Raw genomic sequence first — 12,645 nt, forward strand, 5'->3', positions numbered from 1 at the left:
GAACCACAATTATGCGGTACGCTGTTAATAAAACATTTTAAATAAATGAAGATGTTCCAGGGTTTAATTCAACAATCTTACCCGTACGCTTATAGATAATCCATTCGGCAATATCTGTTACATAATCTGAAGTACGCTTTAGATAACCTGCAACGACTAAATAATCAGTCGCAGCCGCCACTTGTTCAGGATCAGCTTTCATCGCTTCAATTGACATCTCACGAATATCACGCGTTACATCTGAGATACCTGCTGCTACCTCTGAAATTGTTTCAGCTGCAATTGCATCATCATTAACGTAATAATCTAACACTTGTGATACCATTTTGGCAACGTTTGAGCCAGTCTCACCAATCGTTTTTTCAATAGCGGCAACACGCTTACTTCCTTTAACGTGGATGGTTGAAATTGCAATGTTACGCGCATTATCACCAATTCGTTCTAGGACTGACACTGCTTTTAAAACTGTCATAATTTCGCGCAAGTCAGTCGTGACAGGTTGATACAATGCAATCATTTCAAAACTTTTCTTTTCAATCGCAATTTCACGTTGATTAATCGCATTATCACGATCAATAATTTCTTGAGCAAGTGTACGATTATGATCTAAAAATGCTTGTACCGCCTCATCTAAGGTTTCCGATACCAATAGTCCCATTTCTTTAAAGGATGTATCCAAATCTGATAATTCATCATCAAAATATTGTCGCATTTCAATATTTCCTTTCTATTTCTTTATCTTACCCTAAATTAACTTCTAACCAAAACGTCCAGAGATATAATCTTGGGTCTCTTGTCTGGTTGGATCCAAAAACACTTTTTTTGTATTATCGAATTCAATTAAATTACCATCCATAAAAAAAGCCGTTTTATCTGAAATACGTGATGCTTGTGCCATTGAATGGGTTACGATAATCATAGTTAGCTGATTTCGTAATTGCATCATCGTATCTTCCACTTTACTTGCTGACATCGGATCCAAGGCAGCAGTTGGTTCATCTAATAGCATAATGTCGGGGCCGGTCGCCAAAGCACGGGCAATTGACACACGCTGCTGTTGTCCACCTGACAATGACAAAGCCGATTTGTGTAGGGTATCTTTCACTTCATCCCAAATAGCTGCTTGCTTTAAAGATTTTTCAACAGTTTCGTCTAAGAAGCCCTTATCTTTATGTCCTGCTGTTCGTAATCCGAAAGCAACGTTATCATAAATCGAAAATGGAAACGGATTAGGCTGTTGAAACACCATCCCAATTTTTTGTCGCAAACTAACCGTATCAGTATTTGGTGCATAAATGTCTTGACCATTGAACATGAAAGTCCCATTAACTGTAACGTTATCTGCTAAGTCATGCATACGATTTAATGCTCGCAGGTAGGTTGACTTCCCTGATCCTGAGGGGCCAATCAAAGCAGTTATATCATTTTTTTTAAATGAAAGATCAATGCCATGAAGGGCTTCCTTTTTGCCGTAGTAAAGATGAACATTTTCGGTTACTAAAATTTTCTCTGTCATCTGCTAATCCCCTTCTAGCCGAAGTTTCCATTCACGTAATCAATCGTTAATTGTACTTTTGGTCGTGTGAATATCTTTCTTGTTAAGTCATATTCAATTACTTCACCCGCATGGAAAAAGGCAGTGTAATCCGAGATACGACTAGCTTGTTGCATATTATGCGTCACAATAATGATTGTATAATGCTTTTTTAATTCCATCAAAGTATCTTCAATCTTAGATGATGAAATCGGATCTAAAGCTGAAGCCGGCTCATCTAATAACAATATATCTGGCTTCATTGCAATCGCACGTGCAATCACTAACCGTTGTTGTTGACCACCTGATAATGATAGTGCTGACTTTTTCAAATCATCTTTCACTTCATCCCATAGAGCCGCTTGCTTCAGCGACGTTTCTACAATTTCAGCTAATTTTTTCTTATCATGCATACCATGTTGTTTTAGCGCAAACGTTATATTATCACTAATTGATTTCGCAAATGGATTCGGCCGTTGAAACACCATCCCAATATGTTTACGCATTTCATAAACATCAATATCATGTGAATTAATATCTAAACCACGATACATAATTTGGCCACCAACTGTTGCGACATCATCGTTCATACGATTTAATGAACGTAAAAATGTTGACTTACCAGAACCAGATGCCCCAATTAGTGATGTTATTTTAAACCTTTCAAATGATAAATCCGCATTCTGTAATGCCACATTATTACCATATGCTACTTGTAAATCTGTGGTAGACAATGCAATTTCATGCTTGTCCTTATCCATTTGATAAATATGACGATCAGGTTGTGAACCCGTTAAATTTAAAGACCCTTGTAAATTAGCCGTCATCACGACCCTCCTCTATTCTATTTTGTTGCTGTCAGATGCTTATACAAAACGCTACTCAAGAAGCGTGCTAAGAAATTAAACAACAAAACAGCGATAATTAAGACTGCCGAAGCACCTGCTGAAACGGCTGCTGCATCAGGCATAATACCTTCTGAATTAACTTTCCAAATATGCACGGCTAAAGTTTCAGCGGGACGCATAATATTGAGCGGACTAGCTGTATTAAATGGATTCCAGTCACCAAAATCCAATGCTGGTGCTGATTGTCCAGCTGTATAAATCAAAGCGGCTGCTTCACCAAAGACACGCCCTGCTGATAGCACAACACCAGTTACAATTGACGGCACAGCAGCTGGTAAGATGATATGTCCAACTGTTTCCCAACGTGACAAACCTAAAGCAGCACCTGCTTCACGTTGTAAATTCGGAATACTACGTAGTGAATCCTCAACGGAACGTGTCAACAATGGTAAGTTAAAGAACGTTAGCGCAATTGCTCCTGATAGAATAGAGAATCCCAATTTAAACTGGACGACAAATAGTAAGAAACCAAATAACCCAACAACCACTGAAGGTAATGACGACAAAATTTCAATTGCTGTACGCGTTAGACGAATAAATTGGTTTTTCTGATTTGCATATTCATGTAAATAAATACCTGCTCCCAATGCAATAGGAAACGAAATAATCATCGTCATAATTAGTAGGTAAAAGGAGTTAAATAACTGAACACCAATTCCACCACCTGCTGTAAATGCTGATGAAGGGGATGTTAAAAAGTGCCATGATAAGTGTGGTACACCCTGGACTAAAATATAGCCCACTAAGGCAGCTAATACTAATATGACAAACCCAGCAATGGTGTATAACATAACACTCGCTAGCTTATCACTTTGTTTTGGGTTTAACATCTTAAATCGCTCCCTTCTTTGCAATTGCTCTAATAATGATATTAAAGACAAGTGACATCAACAATAAGATCAAAGCCAAACTCCATAGAACATTGTTTTCTAATGAGCCCATAACGGTATTTCCAATACCTTGTGTCAAAATTGATGTCAAGGTTGAAGCCGGTGATGTTAAGTCTTTTGGCATTAATGAGGCATTTCCAATTACCATTTGTACAGCCAAGGCTTCACCGAATGCACGTGCCATCCCAAAAACGACAGCGGTTAAAATACCAGGTGTCGCTGACCTTAGGATAACCTTATAAATGGTCTGCCATCTTGTTGCGCCTAATGCCAAAGCTGATTCACGATAATGACGTGGTACTGATTTTAATGTATCAACCGTCATGGATGTCACTGTTGGTAAAATCATCACGAATAGAACCATGGCACCTGCTAAGATACCAAATCCAGAGCCACCAAATAAGTAACGTAGTGTTGGTACAATTACTGATAGACCAATAAATCCATAAACAACCGATGGAATACCAACTAACAATTCTGTAACTGGCCCTAATATCTTAGCACCTCGTTTTGGTGAAATTTCAGTCATAAAGACTGCTGTTCCAATTGCAAATGGTGTTGCAATCAAAGCAGCCATTAATGTCACCAAAAATGACCCTGTAATCATTGGTAGCGCACCCGTTAATGGTGTACCGCTTGCATCTGTTTGACCAGGCGCCCAATTTTTACCTGATAGAAAATCCCAAAGATTTACTTTATTACTAAAAAATGTTGCCAGTCCTTTTGAAGCGACAAACCAGAAAATCGAAACAACAACCAAAACTATCAATAATAGTGCCGAAAAAGTAATCACACGGCCAAATTGATCTTTTTTGCTTGCCTTTGATTTTTTTAATAATGATTCACGAATTAAATCCATGGCCTAAACTCCTTAGTCTGCTCTACTTAAATTGCCTGCTTCATCACGTTCAACGCGCATATCATGAATTGATATATACCCTAGTTGCGGAACCAAAGTTTGCTGAATACGTTTTGAGTCGATATATGACAAAAATTCTTTTACTTTGCCTATTGGCTGACCATTTGTATAAATATGTTCATACGACCAAATTGGCCAGTCACCATTAATAACGTTCTTATTAGTTGCTGCAACACCATCAAGTGTAGCTGCGATCACCGAGTCATCTAAATAAGCAAATGAGGCATATGATATTGCCCCTGGTGTGCTACTAACAATTGATCGCACCATCCCCGAAGAGTCTTGTTCTTGTGCTGATGCGGATTTTGCACCCTGCAATCCCCATTTTTCAAAGGTTGCACGAGTTCCTGAACCGGCAGCACGATTAACTAAAACAATTGGCATATCAACACCACCAACTTCGCGCCAGTTTGTAATTTTCTTCGTAAAGATATCAATTAACTGTTTTTGTGTTAACTGTTTGACATGAGCTTGTTTGTTAATCATTGGTGCAATACCAACAACACTCACACGATGGTCAACTAATTTTTTAGGGTTGATTCCCTCTTTTTCACCAGCAAACATGTCTGAATTACCTAAATCAACTGCGCCCGTTTGTACCTGTGCTAGTCCTGTACCGGTACCACCACCTTGAACATTGACATGAGCGCCTAAATTATTGTTCGCAAATTCTTCTCCCGCTGCTTCAACAAGTGGCTGCAATGCTGTTGACCCGACTGCAGTGATGTTAACATCACTATTTTTTTGTCGTGTTGCGTAACCAAACGTTAACAGGCCGCCAGCAACAAGAATAATCACTGCGCTTATTAACCAATTGCGTTTCATTCGTGAACGCCTCCTAAACTTCTTTTCCGTTACTATTGTTTTATTATGCCGAATGTTTGTAAATGTGAAACCTTTTTTATGTAAATTTTTTCTTTACATTAATCATTTTGCCAAACAATTGTCCAACATTGACGTTGACAAATCATCTTTTTCCCTTGGCTCACAACCTTTAATGGTTTGCTGGGTTGCACTGCCATCCCCGCATGACTTAACCTAATCTTGATTGATTGATTTAATAAGAAAATTGTTAATCGCCGTTGTCCGGTGAGTGGTAATTGTGGTTGTGTCATAATTAATAACTGCTGTGCAACTATTTTGCCCCCAATCAACCAAGCTAACAGCCCGGTTAAAACAGGCCGCCAATCACACTGCCATATTAGACAACTAAAATCTCCCGTTACCGGGACTGGATCTGCCCACATTAATGTTTGTATACCCGCCAATGATTGCTCTAAATATATTTGATACATTAAACGATGATAAACGTGTTTCCAAAGATAATCCGCTTCCCAAGTTAAATCAAATAGTTGCCAAAAATCCTTCCACTTTTGTTTTTGTTTTTGAAACAACACCTTAAAATCTTGTGTTTCTAACCATAGTTTATCATATGCTTTATATTCTATATGCTTATTTATTTCTCTTTTTTTCCCATTGCTGTTTATATCATACCCATTAGGTACAATCGCTGTCAGCAAGGTAGCTCCCTGCGCCTCTAAAACAATACGATAACCCAACCACTGCTTAGTTTCAGTAGCCCGTAATTCAATTATCAACATTTGAATTGTTGCTGACCAGACAAACTTCCTGACGCGACATCCTAAGCGATACATTTCTACACTAGTCCAAAATAAAATCGCTTGCATTTCAAGCAATTGATTCGCTGTTGATAATTTCATCATCGCCACTGGCATATGTACCGGTTGCTGATAAACATCACGTTCAAACCATTGCGCATCTTGATTAATCGTTATGTTTTTTGGGCAGCCGTCAAGTTGTAATTTAATTAGCCAATTTTTGGACCATTCGTATACCCAAAATTGCGTTAATAAATACCACGTTATTTTAGCCTGTTTACTAAACCCTTCATCACTAATTTTTATGGTCCCACCTGTGACGACTTGTTGTATGTGCTTAAATAATTTTTGATACAATTGTACATCTGTCTGATCAGTCCAACACCCTAAATTAACACGGTTAGCAAAAATATGTGTTGCTTTTAAGTGGAGGGTTAATACTTTCATTCGTTCATCCTCTATATTATTTTCTTAATTTTGATTATATAGAGAATGAATATAAAATAAAACGCCAGGCACAGCTAATTTTTTACTAACCATCCTGACGATTCGTTTTTATTATTTCGCAATTGTCCAATCATCCAAGGAATCTACCTCGTACGTTGGCTGTTTGGTTTCTTTTGCGACCACTGCTTTTTTAGAAACACCCGAATACACTAATAACGTATCAACATCTGCATGAAAACCCGCTTTGATATCCGTATTATAATTATCACCAACCATTAATGCTTGATCATGAGTAAGGCTTAACTTTTCCAGTGCCCCATTCATAATAATATTTTCTGGTTTACCAATAACAACTGGAGCTGGTTCGACAGCCGTCGCCAAAAATGCAACAACAGATCCAGCACCTGGTACCATGCCACGTTCGGTTGGTAAATTGGTGTCCGGATTTGTTGCAACAAATTTAGCCCCCTGTTGAATGGCTAATGTACCTTGTAAAATCTTTTCATATGTGACATCACGATCTAAACCAATCGCCACAGCATCTGCAGGTGCCTGCGATACAAGCTCAAAACCTTTATCTAATAGCGCTGTTTTTAGGCCTTCTTCACCAATCATTAAAACTCGGTGAACATCATCAGACTTGGCTAAATAATCAGCCAAGGCCATGCCTGACGTATATACTTGATCGGCAGTGGTTGGGATTTGATGATTCTGGGTTAAATTTTGGGCAACCGCTTCTGGTGTTTTAGTAGAATTATTTGTCACAAACAAATATTTAACTTGCTTATCCATCAATCGTTGCACAAAGCGTTGGCCACTCGGCATTTTCTTTGTGCCTTTATAAATGGTACCATCCAAATCAATTAAGTAACCGTCATAACATTTTGCCATGATTTCTCCTTATTCTTTTTCTGTATTTTTTGACCGCTCACGAACCTGAAAGTGCCGATGCTTTTTTGATCCAGATGTGGCAACAGAATTTGAACGTTTACCAACATGTTTTTCTGGTTGATGAGCTGTATTCACCTTTTCTTTAATCACTGGTGTTTTTTTACGCTTTTTATTATCACGATGATTTTGTGATTTATTATTACTGTTGTTAGCTTTATTATTAGATTGTTTAGCCTTATTAACCCCATTTTTATGCTGACGACGACGTCTCTTAGGCTTTGAAGCAGCCTTTTCTTCAACTTCGACAACTTCATGAGGTGCCAAATTTTCTAACACAAAAAATGGTGCACCAAAATTAGCTTGCTCGTACAAAAAGTCTTGGAGTGCCGCAATTTGTTGACTACGGGCAATCCCTTTGGTCCCATCTTTATAAAATCCTTGTAATCGCAATTGATCAGCAGCAATATCACCAACCAAATAGTCATATTTTTCTAAAAAATCACTAAAGCGAGCCGCCAATTTTTGTTGATCATACGCTTCGCGATAATTTTTTACTAAACGATAAGGCCGTTCATTAATAAAAATATCAGCTGCTGTTTCTCCTGTTGTAATAGCTGTACTAGCTTGACGTTCAATAAATTGGGCATCGGCTAGTTCTTTCATTCGTTCTCGATTCATTAATTTTTTCTCTCTATCACATTATGGTGCGAATTTCTTATGCAAGTAACTTGCAAAGTCTTCTCGTAAAACGGTGTCATATGACATTGTATTTTGTCCCATAATTTCCAAAGTTGGAAAATATGGGATAAACAAATAATGATCTAATGAGCCAATTGTGTAGTATGCGTTATAATCAATCGGCTTATGATGTACTAAAATTTCACCTGCTTTTGTGATAACAATGCCAGACCAAACAACGGTTCCCCATAGATTACCACGAAATCCCATACCTTTTACACGGGCATTCTGTAAAAAGCGTTTATTCTTTTTTGCCTCTTGAACTAAACGCCATAAATCGGCACCTTTTAAGATTGACCGCATTGGATGCACTGCATGTGGTAACAGCGCATGTAGATCATTTGCAGTAACTGTGCCTGCTGGTAAATCATGTAAAAACAAGCCAGTTGATAACATCGCAATATCGGTATGAGTACGCGCTTTAAGTGCATCTAATCCTAAATCAATCAAACGATTATCGTACTCTAAATCCACATGATAATCGTTTGGTAAGGAGGCAATCACATTTTTTGATAACTGCTCTGCACCACTTTCTTGATACGCTCTGATCTCCACATCATCATGATGCACTGCTGGTAAATCATCTGTTGTAATTGTTCGTGCTTGGATATTAATTAATTTACCATCTTGCATCTCAAAATCAATTCGACCAATATGGTCACCATAGCGACCAGCTGCAGCCAATAATGAATTGGCATGTTTTTCACCATAGGCAAGTAAGTGATGCGTATGTGCACCAATAATAATTTGTAATTCACTATACCGTTCTGCTAAATACCGATCTGTTGGTAATCCAAGATGAGACAATAAAATATTAACATCTGTTTTTCCCGCTAATTGTGATAATACTTTAGCTAACGCCTGGTCGACATCTTCTGGTTGCCATCCCAATAATGGATACGTTAACTCAAATGGTGCTGTAAGTCCCAAAACACCAATTCTAGTTCCTTTTGGTGTCGTAATAATTTTATACGGCACTGCCCAATCAGGCTTTTTTTGAGTTTGCTTATCCGTCATGTTTCCTAAAATAATGGAAAAATTGGCATTATCATATAACTGATTTAGCTGTTCATGATTTAGACCGAGGCCTTCATTATTACCGATGGTAACCCCATCGTAGCCAATTTCATTCATCAAATTAACATTGGCTTGACCACTTGTTGCTTCCGTTAGCGGATGTTGTCGGTCAATAAAGTCACCAATATCAAATGTTAGCACACTCCGCTTATCACGAGTCAGCTGACGTTTACGCGTCAGTAAATATCGGCGGATTTTAGGCCAACGTTCCAAATGCGAATGCAAATCATTGGTATGTAAAATTGATATTTTATCTGACATCTTTACCTCCGTTTTGCAAAATCATCGTGTTTACGTTGCATAATGGTTTCGATTTCTGTAAAAGTTATTGGGCTACCCCAGGTAGGTCGTTCTACTGATGTTAAATATTCTAAATCAGCGCTATCAATACCCACATTTATATTTTCAGGAATAGCTACCATTGTATGATGAATATGGCCATGCAAATTAATACTATTCTGAGTCTTCCCAAAAATTAACGGATAATGCGTTAAGAAAAATTGATGGTGATTTGCTTTAACGATACAGCCCACATCCTCGAAAGCATACTTGGTATGGCCATCGCTTAAAATTGGATTATGATTACTTAAATATTTAAACAATGATCGCGTGTCATGATTTCCCTTAATCAAGGTGATGTGACCATTAAGCTGCATCAAAATCCGTGCGACTAATTCATTTGCATGCTTTTCAGGTCGTACGTGATTCATCATCGCCACATCTCCTAAATGATAAACTCGATCATGTTCAGTTACACGTGCATTCCATGCGGTTATTAACCCCTTATGTTCATCATGAATGTTCTCATACGGCCGTGGTGAAAAATGTTGACTAGTGAGTAAGTCTTCATGGTAAAAATGCGTATCTGCCGTAAAAAAAATCATCATCAACCTCGTTTCTTAACGTAATTTACCTTGAGCGTAACTATTTAACCACTGTACCAATTGACTAAAATTATCAGGAAAATCATTGTATCCTACAATTGTTCGCTGGTCTTCATCTGCCATTTTGATGGTTAGCCCCCACTCTTGTACAATACCTGGCTGTTTTTTAGCATAATCATCGCCCCAATCAGCTGTTAACGCTTCTAATTGTCGTTCAACGCTAGGCCATTGAAAAGTAATATTTTGCCAAACATCGGCAAAAGGCCGTAAATTTTTATCGATTGTAATTTGCAATCGATTTTTTTGAGAAAAATCAAAATTTTCATCAGTTATATCCATGATGTCTAAATCTAACGCAGCTGGTGCATTGACATAAAAGGCATGATCAGCTGTCTTTTTAGCATAAATATAATCAAATCCCGTTTCTAAATTACCTTGATAAAAAGTTAAATATTCTAATACCATATTATTTATCAATCACAATCAAATCAGTTGTGATCCCCTCAGTTAAGTTTTCAAAACCATCTGCCGTGACAACAACATCATCTTCAATACGAACACCACCAATATTTGTCAAATAAATACCGGGCTCAATCGTTAAAATCATTCCCGTTTTAATTTGATCTTCTGCAGGTGCATTGACTGATAAAATAGGACCTTCATGGATATCAAGACCCACACCATGCCCTGTTGAATGCGTGTATTGGTCACCGTAGCCGGCACTAGTAATAATATCACGTGCTATCTTATCAACTTGACTAACTGCAACACCATCTTTAATTGCTGCAATCGTTGCTTTTTGCGCTTCTAAAGTCACATCATAAATTTCTTGTAGTTGATCATCAAGTGAACCGAATGCAATTGTGCGCGTAATATCAGATGTATAGCCAGCCACATAATAACCAAAATCAATCGTCACTAATTCGCCATTTTCAATTGGCTTGTCCGAATATGTGCCGTGTGGCAAAGCACCGCGATAACCTGAAGCAACAATCGTGTCAAACGATGGCTTATCTGCCCCATGTTGCTTCATTTTGTAATCTAATAGATTAGCAATCTCACGTTCAGTCATCCCCACATGTAGTTCTAATAACATGTCATTAAAGCCAGCCACAGCAACTTGAGCTGAATGACGAAGCTTCTCTAATTCTTGTTCATCTTTTACTTCACGTAACGCTTCTATCAAATTCGGAACCGGGGCAATGTCAGTACCAACAAAATTTTCATCAATATAATCAAAATCGCGAAATGGCAATGAATCTTCAAAGCCTAACTTATCAATTTTAAAACGACGAGCAGCGGCCATTGCAACACCCCAGTAATTACGTGTTACTAATAATTCAACACCTTCTGGTAATTGATCACGGTAGGCATCTTCATAACGTGAATCAGTAATCAAGGCAACTTGATCACCACCAACCAAGACAAGGCCATCACCGGTACCACCAGTAAAACCAGTTAAATATGCCATATTCATGCCATCAGCAATTAATAAACCATCAATTTTTAAAAGTGTAAACACTTGTCGTACATTTTCAATTCTTGTTGTCATCTTCGCCCTCATTTCTATACTAACTGTATTATAACAAATTGTATCACTTGCTTATTGATAAACTATTGGCTCGCTTATTAAACATTGACCAATAATCTGCCAATTTAAAGTGACACCAATCCCAACATTTACCGGAACAGGTAGATATCCGTTTTTCACATAGGGTAAATCATCCACTATATCAGCCTCATAATAATGATCAAACTGAGAACTATCTGTCGGAATCGTATTAGCCCCCGGCAGACTAGCCAAAATTAAATCAACTGTGCGTCCTAATCCAGTACCTAACATACCACCAATCCATGGCGTAACCTGTGATTGATTGGCCAATTGAATGGCTTTTTTTGTTTGCATAATGCCACCCAATTTCCCCTGTTTGAGCGTTAAAGCTGCCGTGGTATGCTGGTCAATCGCTCTTTTGACATCAGTAAGGTCGTTTAACGACTCATCTAAACTCAATTTCAATTGCGCTAATCTGGCCTGTGTTTGTCGATGTTTTTCCCATGCTGTTGTTGCATATGGTTGCTCAATAATCGCTAAGCCAGCTTGATCTAACCGTTGTAAATCTGCTAACCTATCAGCCGTCCAAGCAGCATTTGCATCCAATGAAAACATCTGATTAGGGAATGCTTTCACCAAATCGGCAACCAGCTGCAAATTCGTTGCCTGGTTAATTTTGATTTTGATTCGTTGGTAGCCTTGTGCAATGGCCTCGATAACTAGCTGTTGGGTCGATTGCCAGTCTTCTTGCATGCCAATTGCCTGGCTTACCGCAACTCGTTTGCTTTGACCACCTAACAAAGTTGTCAAAGATTGGTGGGTTTGCTTCCCATACGCATCCCAAATTGCCATTTCAATAGCTGCTTTAGCAAATGACAACGTTGTCTTGGCCGCTAGCCATTCGGCAGCATCTTCTGGTCTGATAAATGTTTGCCCGATTAATAGCTTACTAAGTTTTTGCACCATTAATGCTGATTGGTGATGTGTCTCATTAACATATTGACTATCAGCAAATGATTGAATTTCACCATATCCCACAATACCCGTTGTCAACTGCACCGCAACCAGTGTAATTGGACGTTGACTTGTCGTACCATGAGCCGTTTTAAAAGGCGTTTTTAACGTTAACACCAATGGATAAAGCTTGATTTTTTTAATTTTCATCAGAATCACCTTCTAACATCGT

14 protein-coding genes are annotated in these 12,645 nt (G+C 38.3%); all 14 read right to left on the bottom strand.

All coding sequences use genetic code 11. From position 1 onward, the window contains the following. Positions 1–37 precede the first annotated feature (37 nt). The 14 genes from phoU to menC all read right to left on the bottom strand — a co-directional run bounded on the left by phoU (position 38) and on the right by menC (position 12,623). Positions 38–712, bottom strand: coding sequence for a phosphate signaling complex protein PhoU (phoU, locus tag FFM61_RS03035; RefSeq protein ID WP_042491621.1), 675 nt, complete (start codon positions 710–712; stop codon positions 38–40). Between the two features lie 45 nt (positions 713–757). After that, on the bottom strand, positions 758–1,516 hold the full coding sequence (pstB, locus tag FFM61_RS03040) for a phosphate ABC transporter ATP-binding protein PstB (protein WP_074427184.1): 759 nt from the start codon (positions 1,514–1,516) through the stop codon (positions 758–760). A gap of 14 nt (positions 1,517–1,530) precedes the next feature. Continuing rightward, positions 1,531–2,295: a phosphate ABC transporter ATP-binding protein PstB gene (pstB, locus tag FFM61_RS03045; RefSeq protein ID WP_371258043.1), complete on the bottom strand. Its 765-nt coding sequence runs from the start codon at positions 2,293–2,295 to the stop codon at positions 1,531–1,533. Positions 2,296–2,378: 83 nt separating this feature from the next. Further along, positions 2,379–3,272 (bottom strand): phosphate ABC transporter permease PstA, encoded by an 894-nt coding sequence (pstA, locus tag FFM61_RS03050; protein ID WP_074427180.1) that lies wholly within the window; start codon positions 3,270–3,272, stop codon positions 2,379–2,381. 1 nt (position 3,273) lies between these two features. Then, a complete protein-coding gene (gene pstC / locus FFM61_RS03055; RefSeq protein ID WP_074427178.1) occupies positions 3,274–4,191 on the bottom strand; it encodes a phosphate ABC transporter permease subunit PstC in 918 nt (305 codons plus the stop codon). A gap of 12 nt (positions 4,192–4,203) precedes the next feature. Next, the gene (locus FFM61_RS03060; protein WP_074427176.1) at positions 4,204–5,076 is read right to left on the bottom strand and encodes a phosphate ABC transporter substrate-binding protein PstS family protein; all 873 of its coding nucleotides are present in this window, start codon (positions 5,074–5,076) and stop codon (positions 4,204–4,206) included. Between the two features lie 98 nt (positions 5,077–5,174). Further along, entirely contained in the window at positions 5,175–6,317 is a 1,143-nt protein-coding gene (locus FFM61_RS03065) for a hypothetical protein (protein ID WP_074427174.1), read from the bottom strand. A gap of 111 nt (positions 6,318–6,428) precedes the next feature. Next, entirely contained in the window at positions 6,429–7,208 is a 780-nt protein-coding gene (locus FFM61_RS03070) for a TIGR01457 family HAD-type hydrolase (RefSeq protein ID WP_074427172.1), read from the bottom strand. Positions 7,209–7,217: 9 nt separating this feature from the next. After that, complete coding sequence (locus FFM61_RS03075) at positions 7,218–7,886, bottom strand: YutD family protein (RefSeq protein WP_074427170.1); 669 nt, start codon at positions 7,884–7,886, stop codon at positions 7,218–7,220. A gap of 21 nt (positions 7,887–7,907) precedes the next feature. Continuing rightward, on the bottom strand, positions 7,908–9,284 hold the full coding sequence (locus FFM61_RS03080) for a bifunctional metallophosphatase/5'-nucleotidase (RefSeq protein WP_074427168.1): 1,377 nt from the start codon (positions 9,282–9,284) through the stop codon (positions 7,908–7,910). Positions 9,285–9,286: 2 nt separating this feature from the next. Beyond that, entirely contained in the window at positions 9,287–9,907 is a 621-nt protein-coding gene (locus tag FFM61_RS03085) for a metallophosphoesterase (RefSeq protein WP_074427167.1), read from the bottom strand. 15 nt (positions 9,908–9,922) lie between these two features. Continuing rightward, positions 9,923–10,372 (bottom strand): phosphoesterase, encoded by a 450-nt coding sequence (locus FFM61_RS03090; RefSeq protein ID WP_074427166.1) that lies wholly within the window; start codon positions 10,370–10,372, stop codon positions 9,923–9,925. Position 10,373: 1 nt separating this feature from the next. Beyond that, complete coding sequence (locus tag FFM61_RS03095) at positions 10,374–11,471, bottom strand: M24 family metallopeptidase (protein ID WP_342353935.1); 1,098 nt, start codon at positions 11,469–11,471, stop codon at positions 10,374–10,376. 39 nt (positions 11,472–11,510) lie between these two features. Beyond that, positions 11,511–12,623, bottom strand: coding sequence for an o-succinylbenzoate synthase (gene menC / locus FFM61_RS03100; RefSeq protein ID WP_083194458.1), 1,113 nt, complete (start codon positions 12,621–12,623; stop codon positions 11,511–11,513). Positions 12,624–12,645 lie beyond the last annotated feature (22 nt).

The organism is Weissella hellenica, assembly GCF_005405545.1.
Lineage (GTDB): Bacteria > Bacillota > Bacilli > Lactobacillales > Lactobacillaceae > Weissella > Weissella hellenica.